This window comes from Flavobacterium sp. KH_035, assembly GCF_057839565.1.
The window spans coordinates 1,563,278-1,585,573 of the sequence record NZ_CM174492.1 but is presented as its reverse complement, the minus strand read 5'-3'; the positions used below and the strand labels follow the sequence as shown (position 1 = coordinate 1,585,573).

Below are 22,296 nucleotides of genomic sequence, written 5' to 3'. Positions count from 1 at the left end.
AGAACAATCGCAAAAGTTCGCAATATTTTTTTGCCACAGATTAAAAGATTATTACAGATTTAAAAAAATCATTTTTAATCTTTTAATCTGTGGCTATTTTTTTTCAACATAATCCATATCTAAAAAATTCCTGAATAATGAAAAAATACATTTTCCTTTTTTTACCTTTAGTATCCTTAATCATGAGTTGTTCTGGCTCAAAATCAGTTACAATGAATAACGATACTTCAAAAGTGCCCTTCGTTTGGGAAGGAGCCAATGTTTATTTTTTACTTACCGATCGTTTTTACAACGGAGATACTTCTAACGACCTCAACTTCAACCGAACCAGGACTCCGGGAAAATTACGTGGTTTTGAAGGTGGCGATATTATTGGAATCACAAAAAAAATCGAGTCCGGTTATTTTACTCAATTAGGAATCAATGCGATCTGGCTAACTCCCATTGTAGAGCAAATACACGGTGGAGTAGACGAAGGAACAGGACTTAGCTATGGTTTTCATGGCTATTGGGCAAAAGACTGGACAGCGCTGGATCCAAATTTCGGAACTAAAGAAGACTTAGCCAATTTAGTCAAAAAAGCCCATGCAAAAGGCATCCGAATTATTCTGGACGGTGTTATCAACCATACAGGTCCGGTAACTCCGGAAGATCCCGTTTGGCCTTCAGACTGGGTTCGAACAGGAGTTGTTTGTGATTACAAATCATTTGAAAATACAACCATGTGTACCTTAGTTGAGAACCTTCCGGATGTAAAAACAGAAAGTACACAGAATGTCGAATTACCCCCTCTTTTAATCGAAAAGTGGAAGAAAGAAGGCCGCTATGAAAAAGAAATCGCTTCACTGGATGAATTCTTCAAAAGAACAGGATATCCAAGAAGTCCAAAATATTATATCATAAAATGGCTCACTGATTATATTACAGCATTCGGAATTGACGGTTACAGAGGCGATACCGTAAAACATACCGAAGAAAGTGTCTGGGCCGATTTTAAAAAAGAATGTGACTATGCTTTCGAAGTCTGGAAAAAACAACATCCTTTGGAAGTTTTAGATCAAAACCCCTTTTATACGATTGCCGAAGTTTACGGATACGGAATAAGTGATGGGCAGGACTATGATTTTGGAGATCGAAAAGTAAATTATTTCCAAAACGGTTTCAACAGCATGATTAATTTTGAATTCAAGTGGAATGCCGCTCAAAATGACTATGAAGGTTTGTTTTCAAAATATTCCAATCACCTTACTAATGAGCTAAAAGGATATTCGGTTTTAAACTATATGTCATCACATGATGACGGTCAGCCTTTCGATGCCAACCGAACAAAAAGCATAGAGAGCGGAACTAAATTATTGCTATCACCGGGAATGTCACAGGTATATTATGGTGATGAATCTGCCCGACCTTTAGTAATCGAAGGCACCCAGGGAGATGCTACTTTGCGCTCAAACATGAATTGGGACGAAATTCAAAACAATCCCGAAACACAAAAAACACTATTGCACTGGCAAAAATTAGGTCAGTTTCGACGAAATCATCCCGCTGTTGGAGCTGGAATTCACAATCAGATTAGTGCACAACCTTACGTTTTTTCGAGAGTTTTTACAAAAGATACTTATAATGATAAAGTTGTAATTGGATTAGATTTACCAAAAGGAAGAAAAGAGCTAACTGTTGGCGAAATCTTCCTAAACGGAACAAAATTAAAAGACGCTTACTCCAGCCTGAAAGTTGAAGTAATTAATGGAAAAGTAATTATTGATAGCGATTTAGATATTGTTTTACTTGAAAAGATTTAAGAGCTTAACAGCAGAACGTTCATTTTTTTTAGCCACGACCCGAGCGATAGCGAATAGGCGAAGCAATTCACGAATTATTTTTTGACAATCTTTGAAAATATAAATTCGTGAATTTATGGCTATTTAATTTTTAATAAATTCCTTGCTAACCTTGCGTAAAACTTTGCGACCTTTGCGGTTAGAAAAAACACGGCAAAATGCTAAAAATAGCACACAGAGGCGCAAAAGCTTACGAACCCGAAAATACACTGCAAGCTTTTCAGAAGGCGTTAGATCTAAATGCTGACGGAATCGAACTTGACGTTCAGTTGAGCGCTGACGGGCACTTAATTGTCATTCACGATGAAACTATAGACAGAACGACTAACGCAAAAGGTTTCGTAAATACTTTTTCTTTAGCTGATTTAAAATCGTTTCTGATTGATGAAAAATACCAAATCCCCACTTTAAACGAGGTTTTTGATTTGGTTGACAAAGAATGTCTGATCAATATCGAATTAAAAAGCTTAGGAACACCCAGTAAAGTTGTCGCGTTAATTGAACAATATATCTCAGAAAAAAACTGGAATTACAATCAATTTATTGTTTCAAGTTTCGATTGGAATATGCTGCAGGAAACATCCCGTTTAAATCCAAAAATTTTAATTGGTGTTTTAACAGAAGAAAATCTTGATACTGCTTTGGCTTTTGCCGAAACGATAAAAGCAAGAGCAATTCATCCTGATTTTCAATTATTGAATACAAATAATGTAAAAGAGATTCAGGAAAAAGGATTCTTAGTTTTACCCTGGACGGTAAATTCAGATGAAGACATACAAAAAGTAAAAAGTTATAACGTAAACGGAATTATCTCTGACAATCCAGATAAAATATAAGTTTAAAATTTTAGCCACAGATTAGAGGATTTACACAGATTTTAAAATTCTTATAATTCTTATAATCTGTGGCAAAAAAATTAGTGCCAATTCGTGTAATTCGTGGCAAATCAAAATAATATGATCAAAAATTTCGACATAATCATTGTTGGCGGAGGCGCTGCAGGTTTTTTTACTGCGATTAATATTGCAGAGAAAAATACCAAACTGAAAATTGCCATTTTAGAAAGAGGAAAGGAAGTACTCTCTAAGGTTCGTGTTTCGGGCGGCGGAAGATGCAACGTAACCCACGCCTGTTTTGAACCAAACGAACTGGTTAAGTTTTATCCGCGTGGCGAAAAAGAACTTCGTGGTCCTTTTCATCAATTCTGTTCCGGAGATACAATCGAATGGTTCGAAAAACATGGCGTTGAACTTAAAATCGAAGAAGATGGCAGAATGTTTCCCGTTTCCAATTCCTCACAAACGATTATTGATTGTTTTTTAAATGCCACCGAAAAACTAGGTATAAAAGTACTAACAGGGCAAAGTGTACAATCGATTTTTAAAAAAGAAGATTGCTGGAAAATTGATACTCAAAATGAAAATTTCGCTGCCGAAAAATTAGTAATGGCCACCGGAAGCAATCCTAAAATATGGGAAATGCTGCAAAACCAAGGACATGCAGTTGTAAGCCCTGTTCCTTCCCTTTTTACTTTTAATATTAAAGATCCCCGAATAAAAGAATTACCTGGTGTTGCAGCACAAGTTACTGTTACCGTAAAAGATACCAAACTTGAATCGACCGGACCTTTGTTAATTACACATTGGGGAATGAGCGGCCCGGCCATTCTAAAACTTTCGGCCTGGGGAGCCCGTACCCTGTTCGATAAAAATTATCAGTTCACTATTTTCGTTAATTGGTTAAATGATGTTGACACAGAAGATGCTGAAAAAAAACTGAAAGAGATAAAACAGGAACATGCGAAGAAAGCCGTTTCAAAAAAATCACCTTTCGACTTTCCGAATCGTTTGTGGGAAAGTTTAGTTCTGGCTTCGGGCATTGACACCGAAACTAAATGGGCTGATTTGTCTAAAAATCAATTGCAGCAACTCGCTTCTCAACTCACGAAAGCAACGTTTCAGGTCAACGGAAAAAGTACTTTTAAAGAAGAATTTGTTACAGCAGGCGGAATCGATTTAAAAGAAATCAACTTTAAAACCATGGAAAGCAAACTGCATCAAAATCTTTATTTTGCAGGTGAAATTGTCAATATTGATGCTATTACAGGTGGTTTCAATTTTCAAAATGCCTGGACAAGCGGGTTTATTTTGGCGAATGCTATTTAATAAAATGAAATTTAAAGAAATTCTTTTTGTTGGCTATTCAGATATTTATATGCAGACAGCAATAAACTCTAATATGTTTCCAGTTGGAGTTTCCTGGAGCTACAGAACCGAAGAAGAACTAAAAACAAGTGGTGCAAAATTGGTTGTAAACAAAGCTTCGGAATTAATTGAAATTCTATAGTTAATTTTTTAAAAGACTTTTTATATTTGCACCCGAAAAACAAGACAAGACTTACAAAAAAAATGCGAAAAATATTATTAGGAGCTGTACTTTTATTTACAATCTATAGTTGTGAAAATGACTCTAACAATTCTAAAAAAATCAAAGAAGAGAAAATAACATTACAAACAAATGTTATAGATGCTGAATATTCAAAAAAAACGGATCAATTAGTATATGTATCATCAAATCCTTCCCAAGTAAATATTTTTAATTCCAGTACCGAATCATTACAAAAAATTTCGCTGGCGTATACCCCTACATGTATTTCCATTTCACAAAATGGTAATACAGCTGTAGTAGGTCATGATGGTCACATCACACATCTTAATTTAAAAAATCCATCCATAATCCAAACCTATGATATTTCTTGTTCTGCACTCGATATTGTTCTTGGAAATAATAGATGGGCATATGTTTTTCCAGAAAAAGATCAGTGGACGTATATAAAAAGCGTAAATATGAATTTGGAATATAATTACGAAATGCCCAGAAGTATATACAATCAAATAAGCGCAGGAACTAAAGGAAGACTACATCCATCAGGTAAATATATTTATTCACAAAGTCCACTATCAAGAGCTAAAATTCAACGACTTACAATTAAAAAAGGAGATATTGACGATCAATACGAATCCAACTTTGAAGAAGAAAACTACACTATCCCCAGCATATGGTTTTCAGAAGACGGCAATAGGCTCTTTACTAGAGAGAGAAGTGTTTTAAAGACTTCCGAACTTAATAATTTAGATGCTGTATATAATGGTAAAATTCCTTCTGAAAGCAATTATAAAATTGATTGGCTGGATCATTCTTCTTCAAAAGGAAAATTATATGTAATCTTTTCAAATGACGATAAATGGAATCCGATAAAATCAAATAACATTTATGTTTTTAACGATTCAGATCTTAGCTATGTAAATAAATTTGATTTGGAAAAATATTTCAATCAAACAAAAAAAAACAATGTAGAAACTTATGATGCGGTACCTTATTTTGTCTTTAGCAATTCAACTGGGAATCGTTTATTTGTAGTAACAAAAGCACTTGATTCTGATTTAGTTAATAAATGGGCAATTCAAAAAATCAATATTAACTAATAATTATTTCTTTTAATAAAAACCACTTACTATTTACATTTCCTTTTTTATAGTTATGATAAACTATAAAAGTCATGAGATACAAAATGAATAAATAATATGAAAAAAATTGCATTTACATTAATCGCATTGTTAACACTTATCGGCTGTTCGAGTAACGATTCAAATGAACAAATTAAAGACGCAAATTACTCGGTACCGGATACCTTAAATTTTACTGTTTTCAATAACAAACTTGTTCTTAACATTGAGAATCAAGGTGAAACCTCTTTAAATTATACTCTCGTAAGTTCAAAAAACTATATCGAACTTTCTAAGAAAGAAGGGGTTGTAACTTCGCTAAATCATGATGGAATTATGGTCACTGTTGATAAAAAGACCTTGCCAAATGGTAAATCTTATTCAAAATTATATCTAAATATCAACAATAAAAAAGATTCAATTGTTGTAAGTGTAACCAATTTTGTAGAACAGAAAGTAGTTTTAAACTCTGATGTTGTCGATGCGGAGTTTTCTAAAGTTACTGATCAGCTTGTATATGTCTCGGCAAGTCCCGCTGCAGTAAATATTCTATCTACAAATACAGGCTTGATTGAAAGTATACCATTATTATATGCCCCTACATGTATCTCAATATCTCCTGATGGAAAAACAGCAGTTGCTGGACATGATAAACATATTTCTTACATCAATTTAACTAACAAAACTATTACAAAAACATATCCTGTATCTTGTTACGCAAATGATATTGTGCTTGGAAATAATAAATGGGCATACGTTTTCCCTGCGAAAGGTCAATCGACCTTCATAAGATCTATAAATTTAAGCTTGGCGAATGATAATGAATATGAACATATTGGTGAAAAAATTTACGAAGGAAATAAAGCACGATTACATCCTTCAGGCAAATATATATATGGCGCAGAAAATGGGTTATCTCCAATGGATATAGAGAAATACAACATTCAAAATGGAAATGCAGAATATAGCTACGATTCTCCCTATCATGGAGATTATATCATGAACGGAAATCTATGGTTTTCTGAAGATGGGAATAGAATATTTACAAGAGGAAAAACTGTATTTAAAACTTCCGAACTTAAAAGTCAGGATATGTTATATAACGGCACAATCAATACTGAAACGAACGCATACTCTCCTATTCAATGGTTAGATCATTCATCAGTAAAAAACAATCTATATCTACTACTAGTAGCTGATAATTGGAATCAAAAGAAACCTCCATACATTTATGTATATAATGACTCAAATCTTACTTTTAAAAACAAGATACCGTTAGAGCAGTTTCTTGTATCAAAAAGTGAATCAAATAAAGTATTTTACGATGCCGAACCTTTTTTTGTATTTAGTAATTCTGTCGGAAATAATTTATTTGTAATTGTAAAAGCAACCGGAGCAGGTTTAGCCAAAGAATGGGCAATAGAAAAAATAAGTACTCAATAACCTATTACATCTAATCTAATTGATAAAAGATATTCTTCATTACAAAACAAATCACGGCAATTGCCTCTTTTTCTGAAAATGAAATGGAGGCAATTGTTTTTTTTGAGTATGAAAAATTTGATGCTAAAACAGCCTTTATTTCTATTGCAAAAATCAACAACAAACTCTTTTTTATTATTAAAGGACTAGCTCGGAAAAACTTTGTAAGCAAACTATAATTAACAAGAATTTACAGGTTTACTAAGTTTTAGTTAAGACAATTCTAATAATTTTACTTTCAACTAAATACCATTAAATGAAAGTAAAACTACTTACCACAATTTCTTTTTTCACCTATCAGCTGTCTGTTTCACAATCAGAAAAATTACTTCACGGAAAAGTAATATCCAATAACTATCCACTAAACAAAGTCGAAGTCATAAACAAAACAGCCAAAACAAGTACGCAGACAAATAATCTGGGTGAGTTCTCTATTTTAGTCAAAAGCCGGGATAGTTTACTGTTTTTTTCCAAAGATTATTTTTTTACCAGGCTAAAAATAACCCAGGAAAACATAGACCAAAACAACATCACCGTGAATATGGTTATAAAACCGGAAGAATTAGAGGAAGTCGTTATTACCAATATCAAATTTGATCCGGTAAAAATCTCTCAACAAGAAATAGACGATATAAAATTGGCAAAAGATGCAGCCTCTTTACAAAAATATACGGGTGTTTATAACGGAACCATTCCAAATGGGATCGATTTTGCAAGGTTGGGAAAAGGTTTGGTTAATTTATTTAAAACAGAAGACGATGAGCCTGTCAAAACTAAAACTCCGGAAACTAATTTCAAAAAACTTGTGTCGACATCAATTCCAGATGATTTTTTTAGCAAAAATTTAAAACTAAAACCGGAAGAGAAAGATCTTTTTATTGAATTTTGTGATGCTGATCCCAGATCTAAAACGCTTTTAACAAACAGCAACATTCTCACTACAATGGATTTTATGTATGCCAAAAATGAGATGTTCAAAAAGCTGAAAACGGAGAATAAGAATTAAACATTCGTTTTTGAATCATTCAGAAAAATGTAATCTTTTAAACTCTTCCACTTAATATAAAAAACAACCAAAGCAATTATTAAGATTGCTATAACAATAGATAAAATAATTAAAGTTATTTCGATTTGATTTACATAGCCTCTATCGATTCCATTCATTTTAGATCTTAAATCGCGATTTGCATCATAAAGTCTTAGATTTCGACTTTCACAATAATTAATCTCAAATTGATAGCAATATTGCAGCCTTTTATTAATCAATTCATTATCTAGTCCGTACTCTTTTGCACGTTCATATATTTCAATTGCCGTTTTATTCTTTTCAATTATTTTGACAATATTAGCCAATTCGAAAAACAAGATCGAAATTATTTTGTCCTTTGGTTTTATAAAGGTTATACGTTCATTCAACTGATAATAAATAGATTTACTTAATCTCTCTAATTCAGATTTTGAAAAACTACTTTTAGGAATCTCAGCTGTACCAAAACTTGTACCTATTAAAAACTCCCCGGAAACACTGCTTAAATTCTTAATTTTGGCCTCTAATATTTTTAAATGTATCCATTCTGATCCTTCATGAGATTCGGGATTTATTTCAATTGATTTCTTAATCCAATCATAAGCTTTCTCATTTTCTCCCATTAATTCGTAGAGCGTTCCAAGATTTGATGCTGTAGAATACTTATTCGGCTTAATCTTTTCAATATTTAGATACAATTTTAATGCTTCCTCATACTTTTTCAGAACGATTAAAACATACCCTTTATCAGATAAATAATCTATATCCTTTGTCTTTTTATAGATACTATCGAGTTCAAAAAGCAACCGGGAAGAAACTCCTGCGTCAAAATTATGACCACGAGGAACAATTCCTCTGTAATCGATGTAAATTAAATACCCATTTTTTAATGTTTTAGTCTCGCCATTCAAGCAGGCAAAACACTTAAATGAAATTAAAAACAAAACAACTAAAGTGAGCTTAAATTTATTCATAAAGCAGATTTATCATAGAATTAACTTGAAACAAAAAAAGCTTGTAACCTGAAACAAAAACACTACTTATTCAACCACCAGATACTGGCATTTAAAACTCCTGCAAATGCTACCCAAGCCATGTATGGAATCAATAAATATCCGGCAATTTTATTAATTTTTATAAATTTTAGATACGTCTCATAAATCATAAGCCACAAAAGCACAATTTCGATTAAGGCCAGCATCGGATTCTTCAATTCGAAGAACAAATACGACCAGATCGCATTTAATATTAACTGAATTAAAAAGAAGCCTAAGGCAATTTTCACTGTCTCTTTTTGCTCCTTTACTTTATCCCAAACCAATCCGGCTGCAACCGCCATTAAGATATAAAGCAAAGTCCAAACAGGCATAAAAATCCAATTGGGCGGATTAAAAACCGGTTTTATAAGAGTCGGATACCATGTTTCAACACTTGGCCTTGTTACTACACTTGCAGAATACCCCACCATTAAACAAATAACTAATGCAATTGCGATTTTGACGATCTTGTTCATTTTGCTTTGATTTTTGTCCAAAAATAATCAAAAAGAAAATGTAAATCCTATAAGCGCTCTCAAGTTCATTTTAGTTGGAATCTGACTTACATTTTCTGATATAACTTACATGGCGAAATATTTTAAAAACTATCTTTGCCAAAATTTTATATTTCATGTTTACAGCAACTGATTTTATTCCTAATACCTATACTTCATCCGTCGAAAGCGGAAACTTTGAATGGAGCGCTCCCAGCAATATTGCATTAGTAAAATATTGGGGCAAAAAAGACAATCAAATTCCGGCAAATCCTTCGGTAAGTTTTACTTTAAATAATTGCAAAACGATTACGAAATTAGGTTTTGCAAAGAAAAAAAATCAGGATTCTTTTTCTTTTGATTTACTTTTTGAAGGAAAACCAAAGGAAGATTTTAAACCAAAAATTCAAAAGTTTTTAGAACGAATTGCAATTTATTTACCTTTCCTGAAAGAATATCATTTTACAATTGATACTCAAAATACATTTCCCCACAGCTCAGGAATTGCTTCTTCGGCTTCAGGGATGGCTGCTTTGGCAATGAATTTTATGAGTTTAGAGAAGATGTTAAACCCTGAAATGAGTGATGCATACTTTTATCAAAAAGCTTCTTTCTTAGCTCGTTTGGGATCTGGAAGCGCCTGTCGAAGTGTAAAAGGAAATGTCGTAGTTTGGGGAAACCAGGCCAACATTGAAGGAAGTTCGGATTTGTTTGGCGTAGAATTCCCATATACTTTACATGAGAATTTCAACAACTATCAGGATACTATTTTACTGGTTGATAAAGGTGAAAAACAGGTTTCGAGTACCGTTGGACACGATTTGATGCACGACCATCCCTATGCTGAAAGACGTTTTGCTCAGGCACACAACAATCTGGACCAGTTAATTGCCATTTTTGAAAATGGTAATTTAAATGAATTTATCAAAGTTGTAGAAAGCGAAGCATTGACTTTGCATGCGATGATGATGACATCAATGCCATATTTCATTTTAATGAAACCTAACACGTTGCAAATCATCAATGCCATCTGGAAGTTCAGAAACGAAACACAAATACCAGTTTGTTTTACACTTGATGCAGGAGCAAATGTTCACGTTTTATATCCCGAAAATGTTACCGACAAAGTACTACAATTTATTCAGGACGAATTAGTTGTATTTTGCCAGAATGGTCAGTACATTTGCGACAAAATTGGAGCAGGTGCTTTATTAATTGATAATTAACAATTGTCAATTAATAATTAGTAACTTTATGGAAAAGAAAAACGTTATAAAAGAGAAGTCCTTTGCTTTTGCAATTGATATTGTAAACCTTTACAAAGCTCTAAGTGAGAAAAAAGAATTTATTTTATCTAGACAAATTTTGCGTTCAGGAACATCAATTGGTGCAAATGTAAGAGAATCTGAACATGCCCAAAGTAAAGCAGATTTTATCCATAAGTTGTCTATTTCATTAAAAGAAGCAAACGAAACAGAATATTGGTTAGATTTGCTGTATGAAACAAAATATCTTTCCGATATCGAATTTCAAAATATTAAACCTAAAATCATTGAGTTATTAAGACTACTTACGAGTATCATAAAAACTTCTAAAAACATATAATTATCAATTGTTAATTATTCATTTTCAATTATGAAAGGACCCTTATTTTACTCAAAAATATTACTCTTTGGAGAATACGGAATCATCCGTGACTCTAAAGGACTTTCTATTCCTTATAATTTTTACAACGGAGCTTTAAAGAAAACCGAAGATCCTTCAGCAGAAGCAATGGCATCCAATGCAAGTTTAAAGCGTTTTGCATCTTACCTTGAAACGTTACAAACAGAACAACCGGACCTGGTTGCTTTTGATTTGACTACTTTAAAAAATGATGTTGAAACCGGAATGTATTTTGATTCCAGTATTCCGCAAGGATACGGAGTTGGAAGCAGCGGTGCACTTGTCGCCGCTATTTACGATAAATACGCTACTCATAAAATAACTGTTTTAGAGAATCTAACTCGTGAAAAACTGTTGCAGTTAAAAAACATATTTGCTCAAATGGAGAGTTTTTTCCACGGAAAAAGTTCTGGTTTAGATCCTTTAAACAGCTATTTAAGCATTCCAATCTTAATCAACTCTAAAGATAACATTGAAGCAACCGGAATTCCGACTCAGAGTTTTGACGGAAAAGGTGCTGTATTTTTATTAGATTCAGGAATTGTAGGTGAAACTGCTCCGATGGTCAATATTTTTATGGAAAACCTGAAAGACAAGGGTTTCCGTACCATGCTTAAAAATCAGTTTGTAAAATATACCGATGCTTGTGTAGAAAACTTTTTACATGGTGACATGAAATCGTTATTTACCAATACTAAAAAGCTTTCAAAAGTCGTTTTAAACAACTTCAAACCAATGATCCCGGAACAATTTCATGGAATCTGGCAGAACGGAATTGATACGAATGACTATTATTTAAAGCTTTGCGGTTCGGGCGGAGGCGGTTATATTTTGGGTTTTACCGAGGATCTGGAACGCGCTAAAGCCTCTTTAAAAGATTATAAATTAGAGGTAGTTTACCAGTTTTAAAGCCAACCTCAAAAAACCGGTCTTATTTGGATAGTCTTTAAAAGAACCTTAAAAGTTATGGCGTATGAATAGTACTTTAAAGATTATCAAAGCGACTTTTTTAGGAGGCTTTCTATTTTTAGCCCCTTTAATCTCATTATTCGTACTTTTAGAAAAAAGCTTTAGTATTACCGTTCACTCCACAAAAGCAAAGTTTTCAGGACTGGTTATTAAAGAGATTGCTGTCTTTATCTGCTCTGCAACCGGATCAAAACTTTTTGTTTTCGACTCCTAAAGCTCCAAATTTACAGGGAGCCTTTCTATGTTTTACAGAACGAGAACCTACAAACAAGTCTAGAATTAAAATCCGAAACCAAAATCAAAAAATGTTAAGCAGACAGCACAAACTTTTAGTCATGAAAATTGTTAGCTTGTTCTCAGTAGTGAGAGGCTATAACATTCCGATTATTGTTTTGGCACAATACTTATCAGCGATTTTTATACTCGCCCCTGAAAAAAGAGCACTGGATATTTTACTGGATTTTAATTTGTTTCTAATCGTTTTTGCCTCTGCGATCACTATTGCCTCGGGTTATATCATTAATAATTTCTACGATAGCCAAAAAGATCTAATCAACAGGCCTAACAAATCAATGCTGGACAGATTAGTCAGCCAAAAAACAAAACTATCGGTTTATTTCACGCTCAATTTTATCGCCGCTTTAATGGCTCTGATTGTTTCCTGGCGCGCTTTCCTTTTCTTTTCGGTTTATATTTTCCTAATCTGGTTTTATTCCCATAAAGTAAAAAAGTATCCCATTGTAGGCAATCTTACTGCAGCCTTCCTGGCAGTAGTCCCATTTTTTGCTATTCTCTTATATTTCTATAACAAAATTTCATTTGAAGAAATCGAAGACCACATGAGTCATTTTATGGTTATTTCATCTCATGCCGTTTTCCTGTTTTTATTATTACTGATTCGGGAAATGATCAAAGATTTAGAGAACCTAAAAGGCGATTTAGTGAATAATTACAGAACGATTCCGATACTTTACAATGAAAAAGTCTCAAAACAGATCATTACCGTTTTAACCCTCTTAACTGTGGTTCCGGTTTACATTCTAATCAACATTTATGATGTGGGCTATATGGATATTTACTTTTATATCTGTTTTGTCGTATTGCTTTTCTTCCTGATTTATTTATGGAAATCAAATTCGAAAGAACAATTTTTATTACTCCACAATGTTTTGAAATTTTTGATCGTTTCGGGTGTTTTTTGCATCGTACTGATTAATCCGAGTGTTTTATGGCATGGAAAAAACTTACTACTGAAGTTTTAAAAGACTGCACACAGATGATACAGATTTTCACGTCTTTTTTTACCTTTTGCTTTTTCTTTCTTAAATCTTTGGGGGATAACTTTTTTCAAAATGCTCAAAAGAAGCCGATTGTTTGAAAGTAGCCCCGATTGAAGTGGAAATCCTTTTATTTTTTTCAAATAAAAGATTGAAACGAAAAGCGGGAAAAAATGCCTGTAAAAAAGCCAATTGTTATGCTTCGGCAACTCTAAAAAATAACAGCTATTAATCTAAGAACAATGAACTTAGGATTATTTAGCAAGAATAAACTATCTTTGCACAAATTACAGAATTTATGAACAATAAGGAAGGCAATAATAAAAGAGGCGGATCGAGACCAAATAGCTCTAGGCCAAACTCTAACAAGCCAAAACCTCCTATGGCAAAACGTGCTCAAGGGCCGAAAAAAGTGAAACCTGCTGTGAAGGCTGCCGAAGAAGAAAAGGCAGAAAAAATCAAAAAACAGAATCAGGCTCCAAAAAGACAAAAAGCTGCAGACGAAATTCGTTTGAATAAATACATCTCTAATTCAGGTGTTTGTTCACGTCGTGATGCTGATATATACATTCAGTCCGGAAATGTCAAAGTAAATGGTGTTCCGGTAACTGAAATGGGTTATTTAGTAAAATTAAATGATGTTGTGAATTTTGACGGTGTTACTTTGACTCCTGAAAAGAAAGAATACATCTTATTAAACAAACCTAAAAACTTTACAACCGCTCTTGACGAAGGTCAGGAATATCGTAATGTTTTAGAATTAGTTCGCGGTTCTACTACGGCAAAAATTGCTCCGATTGGAAGAATGGACAAAAACACAACTGGTTTATTATTGTTTACGAACGATACTGACATGATTCGTAAATTCACTTTACCAAGTCAAAAGTCATCTAAAATCTACCAGGTTTCTTTAGATAAAAACTTAAAATTTGAAGATTTAGAAAAAATAAGCAAAGGCTTGGTTCTTGACGGACACCGTGTTTTTGTTGAAGAGATCAGCTATATTGAAAAAGAAGCGAAAAGCGAAGTAGGTCTTAAATTACGTTCTTCGAATGTAAAAGTGGTACGTGCTATTTTCGAAAACTTTGATTATGATGTACTACGTATTGATCGTGTATCATTTGCAGGTTTAACCAAGAAAAATTTACCTAGAGGTAACTGGCGTTTTTTAACCGACCAGGAAATCATCAACTTGAAAAATGTTTAAGAAGCCATTCAAATTGAATTAAATATAGATCCTGTTTTACTTTTGTAAGACGGGATTTTTTATTTAGAAGCTAAAAAAGTTATGACCGAATAATGTAAAAATAGATCTTCCTATAGATTGGTTTTTTTCTTCTACCGATTCGTAGCATGAAAATCCCAGGATAATCTTGATTCCGGGTGGAATACTATTTAAAATGTCTCTTTTTTGATCTTCCAAAAGTAATTTTAAACTCTCTACTATTTGAATATTATTCTTAAGATAAGAGACAACTAATAAGGCTGAAAAATTAAGAATTTCCCTGGCAGTTTCGCTTTTTATTCCGACTTCGTTAGAAATCATTTCAGAAATCCTGCCTTTTTTATTAGTAAAAATTTCTTTCAACAAACCATTTCCTTCTAAACGATAGCAATCATCAACTGATAAAATACGTCCTGATGTAAAATCAACTTCCTGATAAAAAGTAGAATCATCTTGTATTAATGAAGCAATTCCTTTGTAAAAATCCGACTCCTCGGCCCTGTTATACAACCCCATTAAAACTGTACCTATCGAAACATCAATTCCCTTAATTAAAAGTGCATCATTTTCAAAATAAAACTTGTTCAACTTTGAAACAACATTAGAAGAAATAAAACGTCTAAGTTCAATTTGTAGGTTTGGAGTCATACTTAACTTGTTTAAAATTATTTAAATCCATTAAAAATAATCGACAAAGTGAGGCTTTTTATCGTTTATCAGGATAAAAATATAAAATATTTTAACATTTCCAAAAAATAAGTTAAATAGTCAATTGTAGCTTTAACAATTGTTGAGCATAAAAATCCTGAAGTTCCAGTAAACATAACCCATTCGTTATCAAAACAAATAAAAACTGGTTAGAAAAAAATACAGTTATTTTTAATAAAAAATGAAAAAATAAGAAAAAGCTTAAGGATAAATACGCGATTTAAAACAGTAACAGGCGATTTTGCCAGACAATGCTAATGAAAATGCCCAGAAAGATGATACAGAATAAAAAATTTACAAAACTTGAAGCAAGAAAACCCAAAACTGATCCTGTAGCTGCTTTTAATGCACGTTGGTGGTTGGCTGAATCATAAATCAATTCTCCAACAAGAGCCCCAACAAAAGGTCCAATGATAACCCCAAACGGAATAGGAGCAACAATACCAAGGATTAAACCAATGTTCGTCCCCCAGACTCCATACGAACTACCACCAAACTTCTTAGTCCCTTTTGCCGGAATTATATAATCAAGAACTGTAATTACAATGGTTAGCAAAAGTGTAATTCCCAAAACCCAATAATTATTTTCAACTGCTTCTGTCAGATAAAGCAATAATAAGCCCATCCAACAAGATGACAATCCAGGTAACACAGGTAAAAAACTACCAAAAACCCCAACAATCATACATATAAAACCAAGTAGTAACAATAGTAAATCCATATCTTTTTTTGTAAATTTGAGCTACAAACTTTCTAAAGGAACGAATTAATGCGTCAATTTTTGCACTTTATCTCCTGTAGTTTTTTGATCCTCGCAATCAATAGCAATTTACATGCCCAAACTAAAAAACCATCCATCAACGACAAGCTTGTGCAAGACAGCATTTATAAAAGTAACAAGAAAAAAGTACTAAATTTTTCGATGAAAGATTTTGACGCCCTATTCTTCGAATATTTTAATCGCAAAAATGATCCAAATATTGTATTAAATAAAACGGAATTCTACAATTATACCGTCCGGATTGCTGTTTTTTCTGATCGACTGGCTTCTTTATATCCTGAGCAAAAAGAAGTTGCAGCGCAAAACAAAGAAAAATGGTTGTCAGAAAACTACGAAGATTATTTGCAATTCAAAGCTTCCCAAAAAAAATAATCGTATTTTTATGCCTTAATATGATCGTTCAATTCAACATCAAACTCTTGAAGCAATTTTTCCTTTTATTAATTGTTCTATTTTTCAATTCTTGTCAATATTTTGAGAAGCAGGTTCCCTCTGAAAAAGAATTACTTCAAAAAGAACTAAAATCAATTAACTGGAAAGAAGTTGACGAATTTCCCTCCGTAGCCAATTGCGAAAAGATCGCCGATAAAAAACAACGCCAACAGTGCTTCTTTGAAGTAATGTCACAGCTCATTCAAGAAAAACTGGATATTGACACCCTTGCAATATTATATCCTGAACTCGACACAATTGAAGTAAAAGTGACGGTTTTCCCTAATTCAACCATGAAATTCGAACCACAATTTCCGAACGATTCTGTTGCTTACGATACGATTAAAATTGATAGTATTCTACATGCCCGTTTAGTCGATTTTCCAAAAATAAATCCGGCCTTTAAACGCGGAATCCCCGTAAAAACTCAGTTTATCCTACCTGTTATTCTTAAAGCTAAAGAAAAAAAATAGTTTATTTCGTGAACTTTCTTCCTCTCCATTCATAAGAGCCGAACAAACTGTACAAAGCCACAGTCGAGCTAAAAAAGGGATACAACAGGCTACTTAAAAACAAACTTTTTATACGGTCTTTTGTCAAAAATTGATTGGTAGAGCTGAGTAAAATAAAATCGATTGTAAATTTTAAAAAGGCAAAGCAAACGAAAAAATAATAGGGCCAGATCGAAAAGAGTACCCAAAAAAAAACTGTTACAAAACTCAAGTTTCCCAAGAAAACGATTACCCCTAAAATCTTTCCAAAACGACTTTGATACGAACTTGTTTTGGCCGCCCAACGTACTCTCTGATAAAATAAGGTCTTCCAGTCTTCCGTTGGTTTGGTCGTAACAATTGCTTCCGTTGCTTTTAAATAGTGAACTTCATCACGAAATTCTTCAACAGCTTTTTGCAATAAAAAAACATCATCTCCACTGGCAATTTTATCATTCCCTTCAAATCCATTTAAAACTTCGAATATTGATTTAGTATAGGCAAAATTGGCTCCGTTACACATAAAGGCTTTTTGAAGTCCAAAGCTTCCAATTGTTGCTCCTTGTAAACTTGTCAAATCCAATTGCTGAAAATGATGCAAAAATGAGTCTTCACCTGCATAACTCACCGCCCCCGCAAGCATCGAAACCTTATTTTGCTGAATGTAATTATCGAAGGTTAACAACCAATTTTTAGACACCAAACAATCGGCATCAGTAGTAATAACCCATTCGGTTTTTAACTGTTCCATAGCAGTCGAAATAGCATCTTTTTTCGGAGAATTCGAAACCCGAATATTATCAATTTGTGAAATGTGAAATGCGAAATGTGAGATTTGAAATTTCTCCTTAGAATTATCATCTACCAAAATAACTTCAAACAAATCATTAGGGTAATTCAGTTTTGAAAAACTCTCTAAAAGGTTAGGCAAATTCTCATCTTCATTCCGAAACGGAACTATAATTGTAAAACTCGTTTGAGGTTTTAAATCTGTGCTTTGATACTTTTTTACTTTAGCAAAACCATAAATAAGCCAACCAATAGTAATCACGTAAATCCCTAATATGGTATACAAAACCAAAATCATTCGACAGTTCTGGTTTTAAAATTCAAAACGTAATAAGCACCTATAACGACGGGTAAAACCACATTAAGAAACCACATCAAAGTGCTGATAAAAACTACAATCCATTCGTTTACTCCTAAAATTCCAAAGAAATAAATCGCAACGCTTCCTTTTACCGCAAAATCAAGAAACTGAAAAGTAGGCAGTGACGAAGCCAAAAAGTATACTACAGCAATGGTAGCAATTAAAGTAAGATAAGGCAAATCGACATCAAATGCCAAAAACAAAAAGTAGTATTGATGCGAAAAAACCAAATAACGCAAAACTCCTAAAAGAATATTTTTACGGTGAATTGGTTTAGGGATTTCGTTAATCTTATGTACTAATTTCTCGATCGAATATCCTTTAATTTTTATTTTCTTCAGGGAAAACAAAACAATAAAAAGCAATACAAAAATCCCAAACAAAACAGCAACGGTTTGCGTCGTAATAATCTCATGTTTGGCATTAAAATACAACAAGCCAAAAATCCCAAAAATCACCGTTAAGATCATCTGGATTCCGTTACAAATAAGGTTTAAAAAAATTACTTTTTTAGCTTCAGATTTCGAATAATACAATGCTTTTCCAGCGTACTCTCCTACTCCGTTTGGCGTGAAAATTCCTGCTGTTAAAGCCGCCAGAACTTGTTTTGTCGCCTCTCCCAAAGAAATTTCATGAATTACTTTAGCCAGATTCTGCCATTTCAGAATTTCAAAATAACGATTCAAAACGCTCAAAAGCAAGATAAAACCAATTCCTAATACGGACTGATTTTTACGAAACAGTACAATGAATTTTTGCCAGTCGAGCTTATCATTATGTGCCAACTGATTATAAATAAAGTAAAATGCACCACCTACAATCAAAAGTTTGATTAGAAGAACAAGGAATTGCTTAGTTTTGTGAGGAATTGAAATCATGCTGCAAAGTAAAGCAAACTATTACGAAAAAGCTATTTCACAAAGATTCTCTGAGCATCCACAAAGACACACAAAGAGAATCAAAAAAACTTTGTGAATCTCTGTGTTAACTTAGTGCGACTTTATGTAACCAAAACAAAAAAATTGACAAAAGAACGCATCATATTAGGTATTGACCCCGGAACCACAATTATGGGTTTTGGACTGATAAAAGTCACCAATAAAAAAATGGAATTTCTGCAGCTTAACGAGTTGCAACTTTCTAAATACGACAATCATTACCAAAAATTAAAAATCATATTTGAGCGTACGATCGAATTAATAGAAACGCACCATCCGGACGAAATTGCGATTGAAGCTCCTTTCTTTGGTAAAAACGTTCAGTCAATGCTAAAGTTAGGCCGCGCACAAGGCGTAGCAATGGCAGCAGGGCTTTCGAGAGATATTCCGATCACAGAATACGAACCAAAAAAAATTAAAATGGCAATTACCGGAAACGGAAACGCCAGTAAAGAACAGGTAGCAAAAATGCTGCAACAGCTTCTAGGACTGAAAGAATTACCTAAAAATCTCGATTCAACAGATGGTTTGGCAGCTGCCGTTTGTCACTTTTTTAATTCCGGAAAAGTCGTTGCCGGCAAAAGTTATTCGGGTTGGGATGCCTTTGTAAAACAAAATGAAGAACGAATTAAAAAATAGTTTTCAGTCACAGTTTACAACTAAAAAAATACTGAGACTGAAAACCGGGACCGAAAACTGAGACTAAAAATGAGCGGTATTTATATCCATATTCCTTTTTGCAAGCAGGCTTGTCACTATTGCGACTTTCATTTTTCGACTTCAATGAAAAAGAAAGACGAGATGGTTTTGGCTTTAGCCAAAGAAATTATTATGCGAAAAAATGAGTTGAAATTTATTGACTCTGCTCAAAATGACGACCAGATTGAGACTATTTATTTTGGAGGGGGAACTCCTTCGGTTTTGAGTAATGACGAGATAAACTTTTTAATCGATACCGTTTACAACAATTATAATGTTGTTGAAAATCCGGAGATAACACTTGAAGCAAATCCCGATGATTTGTCTCCCGAGCGAATTCTCGAATTATCTAAAAGCCCTATAAACCGCTTAAGTATTGGGATCCAGTCATTCTACGAAGAAGATCTAAAAATGATGAACCGTGCTCATAATTCCGCAGAAGCGATAAATTGCTTAAAAGAAGCGACCAAATATTTCGATAACATTTCACTCGATCTCATCTACGGAATTCCCGGTCTTACTGACGAAATGTGGAAAAAAAATATTGAGACAGCGTTGTCCTTTGGCATTCCACACATCTCGAGTTATGCTCTGACGGTAGAACCCAAAACAGCCTTAAAAAAACTAATCGATACGGGAAAAATTGCAGAACCCCAAGACGAAGCCACATCCAATCATTTTACGATTCTGGTCGACACCCTTCAAAAAAATGGTTTTATTCATTACGAATTATCCAATTTCGGAAAGGAAAATTATTTCTCCAAAAACAATTCGGCTTACTGGCTCGGTAAAAAATACATCGGAATTGGCCCTTCGGCGCACAGCTACGATGGTGAAAAAAGAGGTTGGAATGTGGCGAACAATTCCCTTTACATCAAATCAATTCAGAATGACGAACTTCCCATAGAAACTGAAATTCTGTCTAAATCTGATCGTTATAACGAATATATTATGACGGGGTTAAGAACGATTTGGGGCGTTTCCTTAGATCGGATTGATGCTGAATTTGGCTCAGATTATCTGGATTATCTCCAAAAACAATCTCAGAAATTCCTAAACGATGATTTACTTTTTATTGAAAACAACATTCTAAAACCAACCGCAAAAGGAAAATTTTTAACGGATGGAATTGCAAGTGATCTCTTTTACTTAAATTTGGAATAAGAAGTTTAACCGCAAGGTTCGCTAAGGTTTACGCAAAGAGCACAACATAATTAATGTAAGAATAAAATTACTTTTATTTTTTTATACTACATTTGAGTTTTACTATTTAAAATTAAAACTCATGTCAGAAAATGAATTATCAAGAATTGTGTTTGATTGTGCTTTAAAAGTTCATCAAACTTTAGGTCCCGGACTCTTGGAAAGTGCTTACGAAGAATGTCTGGTCTATGAATTAAAAAAGACTGGTTTAGAAATTGAAAAACAAAAACCTTTACCTTTAATTCACGAAAAAGTAAAGTTAGATATTGGTTATCGACTAGATATAATAATTGAAAATAAAGTAATTTTGGAAATAAAATCCGTCGATGCTTTAAATGAAATTCATTTCGCCCAACTATTGACCTATTTAAAATTAACAAATTTTAAATTAGGTTTATTAATAAACTTTAATGTAGTTTTAATAAAAAATGGGATACGCAGAGTTGTAAACAAACTTTAGTATTTCTTGAATAAAAATTAAAAACGCAATAATTTTAAGCAAAAAACCTTGCGATCTTTTGCGTAAACCTTAGCGAACCTTGCGGTAAAATGAAAGCAAAAATAAACACCTTCGAAATCGACTTATCAAAGCCCATTGATATTTCAATCCCGTTAACGAATACAGACGAAAACCCAATTGCCTGGTATATCGAAAAACCAGTTATTGAGCCCGTAGTTTTTGGCGATTGGATCGGAAAGGTTTCGGAAGGAAAATCATCTACTAATTTCAACAATATCTTCTTCAATCCACATGGTCATGGAACACATACGGAATGTTTGGGGCATATCACAAATGACTTTTATAGTATCAATGAGTGCTTAAAACAGTTTTTCTTTTTGGCCCAACTAATTACCATTGAACCTGAAAAAATTGGTGATGATTTCGTGATTACCAAAAATCAGATTTTAGATGTTCTTAGTGGAACAACTGAGGCTTTACTTATCAGAACACTTCCAAACCAAAAAGATAAAAAATCAAGAAAATACTCGAATACAAACCCGCCCTATTTATCTGAAGAAGCGGCAATTTTCATTCGCGAAAGCAAAATTCAGCATTTGTTAATTGACTTACCAAGTGTGGACAAAGAACATGATGAGGGAAAATTACTGGCTCACAAAGCTTTTTGGAATGTAAAAGATACGCTTCATCTGAACGCTGACGCAAGATTAAATGCAACGATTACCGAAATGATTTTTGTTTCTGATGAAATCAAAGATGGCGACTATATACTAAATCTTCAAATTGCTTCGTTTGAAAACGATGCAAGTCCAAGTAAACCAATTTTATATAAAATTTAAAATTTGCCCCGAATTATACAAATTCCCTCGAATTAATTCTTTTTTTGATAAGCATAAAAATTAGTGTAATTC

General features: G+C 33.3%; 25 protein-coding genes. 19 read left to right on the top strand and 6 right to left on the bottom strand.

Annotated elements, in window-relative coordinates:
* Positions 1-137 precede the first annotated feature (137 nt).
* The 7 genes from AC3IS6_RS07035 (at position 138) to AC3IS6_RS07005 (ending at position 7,835) form a co-directional block, all read left to right on the top strand.
* A complete protein-coding gene (locus AC3IS6_RS07035) occupies positions 138-1,802 on the top strand; it encodes an alpha-amylase family glycosyl hydrolase (RefSeq protein WP_489164255.1) in 1,665 nt (554 codons plus the stop codon).
* 197 nt (positions 1,803-1,999) lie between these two features.
* Positions 2,000-2,677 (top strand): glycerophosphodiester phosphodiesterase, encoded by a 678-nt coding sequence (locus AC3IS6_RS07030; protein ID WP_489164254.1) that lies wholly within the window; start codon positions 2,000-2,002, stop codon positions 2,675-2,677.
* 120 nt (positions 2,678-2,797) lie between these two features.
* Entirely contained in the window at positions 2,798-4,006 is a 1,209-nt protein-coding gene (locus AC3IS6_RS07025) for a BaiN/RdsA family NAD(P)/FAD-dependent oxidoreductase (RefSeq protein ID WP_489164253.1), read from the top strand.
* Positions 4,007-4,010: 4 nt separating this feature from the next.
* A complete protein-coding gene (locus tag AC3IS6_RS07020; protein WP_489164252.1) occupies positions 4,011-4,187 on the top strand; it encodes an HAD family hydrolase in 177 nt (58 codons plus the stop codon).
* Positions 4,188-4,249: 62 nt separating this feature from the next.
* The gene (locus AC3IS6_RS07015; protein WP_489164251.1) at positions 4,250-5,326 is read left to right on the top strand and encodes a hypothetical protein; all 1,077 of its coding nucleotides are present in this window, start codon (positions 4,250-4,252) and stop codon (positions 5,324-5,326) included.
* Positions 5,327-5,425: 99 nt separating this feature from the next.
* On the top strand, positions 5,426-6,790 hold the full coding sequence (locus AC3IS6_RS07010) for a YncE family protein (RefSeq protein ID WP_489164250.1): 1,365 nt from the start codon (positions 5,426-5,428) through the stop codon (positions 6,788-6,790).
* 295 nt (positions 6,791-7,085) lie between these two features.
* A complete protein-coding gene (locus tag AC3IS6_RS07005) occupies positions 7,086-7,835 on the top strand; it encodes a hypothetical protein (RefSeq protein ID WP_489164249.1) in 750 nt (249 codons plus the stop codon).
* Here the strand turns inward: AC3IS6_RS07005 and AC3IS6_RS07000 are convergent.
* Positions 7,832-8,830: a tetratricopeptide repeat protein gene (locus AC3IS6_RS07000; protein ID WP_489164248.1), complete on the bottom strand. Its 999-nt coding sequence runs from the start codon at positions 8,828-8,830 to the stop codon at positions 7,832-7,834. The genes AC3IS6_RS07005 and AC3IS6_RS07000 overlap by 4 nt on opposite strands.
* A 62-nt stretch (positions 8,831-8,892) precedes the next feature.
* The gene (locus tag AC3IS6_RS06995) at positions 8,893-9,369 is read right to left on the bottom strand and encodes a TspO/MBR family protein (RefSeq protein WP_263362507.1); all 477 of its coding nucleotides are present in this window, start codon (positions 9,367-9,369) and stop codon (positions 8,893-8,895) included.
* A 155-nt stretch (positions 9,370-9,524) separates the two neighbouring features.
* On the opposite strand from AC3IS6_RS06995, the gene AC3IS6_RS06990 reads away from it, so the two are divergent.
* The 6 genes from AC3IS6_RS06990 to AC3IS6_RS06965 all read left to right on the top strand — a co-directional run bounded on the left by AC3IS6_RS06990 (position 9,525) and on the right by AC3IS6_RS06965 (position 14,505).
* Positions 9,525-10,613, top strand: coding sequence for a diphosphomevalonate decarboxylase (locus AC3IS6_RS06990; RefSeq protein WP_489164247.1), 1,089 nt, complete (start codon positions 9,525-9,527; stop codon positions 10,611-10,613).
* A 28-nt stretch (positions 10,614-10,641) separates the two neighbouring features.
* Positions 10,642-10,992 (top strand): four helix bundle protein, encoded by a 351-nt coding sequence (locus AC3IS6_RS06985; RefSeq protein WP_489164246.1) that lies wholly within the window; start codon positions 10,642-10,644, stop codon positions 10,990-10,992.
* Positions 10,993-11,022: 30 nt separating this feature from the next.
* Positions 11,023-11,961 carry a mevalonate kinase family protein gene (locus tag AC3IS6_RS06980; RefSeq protein WP_489164245.1) on the top strand — a complete coding sequence of 313 codons (939 nt, stop codon included), beginning with the start codon at positions 11,023-11,025 and terminating at the stop codon, positions 11,959-11,961.
* Positions 11,962-12,025: 64 nt separating this feature from the next.
* Complete coding sequence (locus AC3IS6_RS06975) at positions 12,026-12,235, top strand: hypothetical protein (protein ID WP_489164244.1); 210 nt, start codon at positions 12,026-12,028, stop codon at positions 12,233-12,235.
* 91 nt (positions 12,236-12,326) lie between these two features.
* A complete protein-coding gene (locus AC3IS6_RS06970) occupies positions 12,327-13,283 on the top strand; it encodes a geranylgeranylglycerol-phosphate geranylgeranyltransferase (RefSeq protein ID WP_489164243.1) in 957 nt (318 codons plus the stop codon).
* A 313-nt stretch (positions 13,284-13,596) separates the two neighbouring features.
* Positions 13,597-14,505 (top strand): pseudouridine synthase, encoded by a 909-nt coding sequence (locus AC3IS6_RS06965; RefSeq protein ID WP_173967148.1) that lies wholly within the window; start codon positions 13,597-13,599, stop codon positions 14,503-14,505.
* A gap of 63 nt (positions 14,506-14,568) precedes the next feature.
* Here the strand turns inward: AC3IS6_RS06965 and AC3IS6_RS06960 are convergent, their stop codons facing one another.
* Positions 14,569-15,171, bottom strand: coding sequence for a DUF937 domain-containing protein (locus tag AC3IS6_RS06960; RefSeq protein ID WP_173967149.1), 603 nt, complete (start codon positions 15,169-15,171; stop codon positions 14,569-14,571).
* Between the two features lie 280 nt (positions 15,172-15,451).
* On the bottom strand, positions 15,452-15,952 hold the full coding sequence (locus tag AC3IS6_RS06955) for a DUF456 domain-containing protein (RefSeq protein WP_489164242.1): 501 nt from the start codon (positions 15,950-15,952) through the stop codon (positions 15,452-15,454).
* A gap of 48 nt (positions 15,953-16,000) precedes the next feature.
* Between AC3IS6_RS06955 and AC3IS6_RS06950 the strand changes: the two genes are divergently transcribed.
* Positions 16,001-16,384 carry a hypothetical protein gene (locus tag AC3IS6_RS06950; protein ID WP_489164241.1) on the top strand — a complete coding sequence of 128 codons (384 nt, stop codon included), beginning with the start codon at positions 16,001-16,003 and terminating at the stop codon, positions 16,382-16,384.
* A 47-nt stretch (positions 16,385-16,431) separates the two neighbouring features.
* The gene (locus tag AC3IS6_RS06945; protein ID WP_489164240.1) at positions 16,432-16,917 is read left to right on the top strand and encodes a hypothetical protein; all 486 of its coding nucleotides are present in this window, start codon (positions 16,432-16,434) and stop codon (positions 16,915-16,917) included.
* A gap of 1 nt (position 16,918) precedes the next feature.
* On the opposite strand, the gene AC3IS6_RS06940 is transcribed toward AC3IS6_RS06945, so the two are convergent.
* Together AC3IS6_RS06940 and AC3IS6_RS06935 are read right to left on the bottom strand one after the other, a co-directional pair.
* Complete coding sequence (locus AC3IS6_RS06940; protein ID WP_489164239.1) at positions 16,919-18,022, bottom strand: glycosyltransferase family 2 protein; 1,104 nt, start codon at positions 18,020-18,022, stop codon at positions 16,919-16,921.
* Positions 18,019-18,963: a hypothetical protein gene (locus AC3IS6_RS06935; RefSeq protein ID WP_489164238.1), complete on the bottom strand. Its 945-nt coding sequence runs from the start codon at positions 18,961-18,963 to the stop codon at positions 18,019-18,021. The genes AC3IS6_RS06940 and AC3IS6_RS06935 overlap by 4 nt, the downstream gene beginning before the upstream one ends.
* Positions 18,964-19,107: 144 nt before the next feature.
* Here AC3IS6_RS06935 and ruvC point away from each other — a divergent pair, with 144 nt between their 5' ends.
* The 4 genes from ruvC (at position 19,108) to AC3IS6_RS06915 (ending at position 22,224) form a co-directional block, all read left to right on the top strand.
* Positions 19,108-19,662: a crossover junction endodeoxyribonuclease RuvC gene (gene ruvC, locus AC3IS6_RS06930; protein WP_489164237.1), complete on the top strand. Its 555-nt coding sequence runs from the start codon at positions 19,108-19,110 to the stop codon at positions 19,660-19,662.
* 69 nt (positions 19,663-19,731) lie between these two features.
* Complete coding sequence (gene hemW, locus AC3IS6_RS06925) at positions 19,732-20,886, top strand: radical SAM family heme chaperone HemW (RefSeq protein ID WP_489164236.1); 1,155 nt, start codon at positions 19,732-19,734, stop codon at positions 20,884-20,886.
* Positions 20,887-21,007: 121 nt separating this feature from the next.
* Positions 21,008-21,385 carry a GxxExxY protein gene (locus AC3IS6_RS06920; RefSeq protein ID WP_489164235.1) on the top strand — a complete coding sequence of 126 codons (378 nt, stop codon included), beginning with the start codon at positions 21,008-21,010 and terminating at the stop codon, positions 21,383-21,385.
* An 89-nt stretch (positions 21,386-21,474) separates the two neighbouring features.
* Positions 21,475-22,224 (top strand): cyclase family protein, encoded by a 750-nt coding sequence (locus tag AC3IS6_RS06915; protein WP_173964796.1) that lies wholly within the window; start codon positions 21,475-21,477, stop codon positions 22,222-22,224.
* Positions 22,225-22,296: the final 72 nt, after the last annotated feature.

Bases quoted from the DNA above. Each gene is read 5' to 3' on its own strand.
- AC3IS6_RS07035 (WP_489164255.1), top strand. From the start codon at position 138: ATGAAAAAATACATTTTCCTTTTTTTACCTTTAGTATCCTTAATCATG.
- AC3IS6_RS07030 (WP_489164254.1), top strand. From the start codon at position 2,000: ATGCTAAAAATAGCACACAGAGGCGCAAAAGCTTACGAACCCGAAAAT.
- AC3IS6_RS07025 (WP_489164253.1), top strand. From the start codon at position 2,798: ATGATCAAAAATTTCGACATAATCATTGTTGGCGGAGGCGCTGCAGGT.
- AC3IS6_RS07020 (WP_489164252.1), top strand. From the start codon at position 4,011: ATGAAATTTAAAGAAATTCTTTTTGTTGGCTATTCAGATATTTATATG.
- AC3IS6_RS07015 (WP_489164251.1), top strand. From the start codon at position 4,250: ATGCGAAAAATATTATTAGGAGCTGTACTTTTATTTACAATCTATAGT.
- AC3IS6_RS07010 (WP_489164250.1), top strand. From the start codon at position 5,426: ATGAAAAAAATTGCATTTACATTAATCGCATTGTTAACACTTATCGGC.
- AC3IS6_RS07005 (WP_489164249.1), top strand. From the start codon at position 7,086: ATGAAAGTAAAACTACTTACCACAATTTCTTTTTTCACCTATCAGCTG.
- AC3IS6_RS07000 (WP_489164248.1), bottom strand. From the start codon at position 8,830: ATGAATAAATTTAAGCTCACTTTAGTTGTTTTGTTTTTAATTTCATTT.
- AC3IS6_RS06995 (WP_263362507.1), bottom strand. From the start codon at position 9,369: ATGAACAAGATCGTCAAAATCGCAATTGCATTAGTTATTTGTTTAATG.
- AC3IS6_RS06990 (WP_489164247.1), top strand. From the start codon at position 9,525: ATGTTTACAGCAACTGATTTTATTCCTAATACCTATACTTCATCCGTC.
- AC3IS6_RS06985 (WP_489164246.1), top strand. From the start codon at position 10,642: ATGGAAAAGAAAAACGTTATAAAAGAGAAGTCCTTTGCTTTTGCAATT.
- AC3IS6_RS06980 (WP_489164245.1), top strand. From the start codon at position 11,023: ATGAAAGGACCCTTATTTTACTCAAAAATATTACTCTTTGGAGAATAC.
- AC3IS6_RS06975 (WP_489164244.1), top strand. From the start codon at position 12,026: ATGAATAGTACTTTAAAGATTATCAAAGCGACTTTTTTAGGAGGCTTT.
- AC3IS6_RS06970 (WP_489164243.1), top strand. From the start codon at position 12,327: ATGTTAAGCAGACAGCACAAACTTTTAGTCATGAAAATTGTTAGCTTG.
- AC3IS6_RS06965 (WP_173967148.1), top strand. From the start codon at position 13,597: ATGAACAATAAGGAAGGCAATAATAAAAGAGGCGGATCGAGACCAAAT.
- AC3IS6_RS06960 (WP_173967149.1), bottom strand. From the start codon at position 15,171: ATGACTCCAAACCTACAAATTGAACTTAGACGTTTTATTTCTTCTAAT.
- AC3IS6_RS06955 (WP_489164242.1), bottom strand. From the start codon at position 15,952: ATGGATTTACTATTGTTACTACTTGGTTTTATATGTATGATTGTTGGG.
- AC3IS6_RS06950 (WP_489164241.1), top strand. From the start codon at position 16,001: ATGCGTCAATTTTTGCACTTTATCTCCTGTAGTTTTTTGATCCTCGCA.
- AC3IS6_RS06940 (WP_489164239.1), bottom strand. From the start codon at position 18,022: ATGATTTTGGTTTTGTATACCATATTAGGGATTTACGTGATTACTATT.
- AC3IS6_RS06935 (WP_489164238.1), bottom strand. From the start codon at position 18,963: ATGATTTCAATTCCTCACAAAACTAAGCAATTCCTTGTTCTTCTAATC.
- hemW (WP_489164236.1), top strand. From the start codon at position 19,732: ATGAGCGGTATTTATATCCATATTCCTTTTTGCAAGCAGGCTTGTCAC.
- AC3IS6_RS06920 (WP_489164235.1), top strand. From the start codon at position 21,008: ATGTCAGAAAATGAATTATCAAGAATTGTGTTTGATTGTGCTTTAAAA.
- AC3IS6_RS06915 (WP_173964796.1), top strand. From the start codon at position 21,475: ATGAAAGCAAAAATAAACACCTTCGAAATCGACTTATCAAAGCCCATT.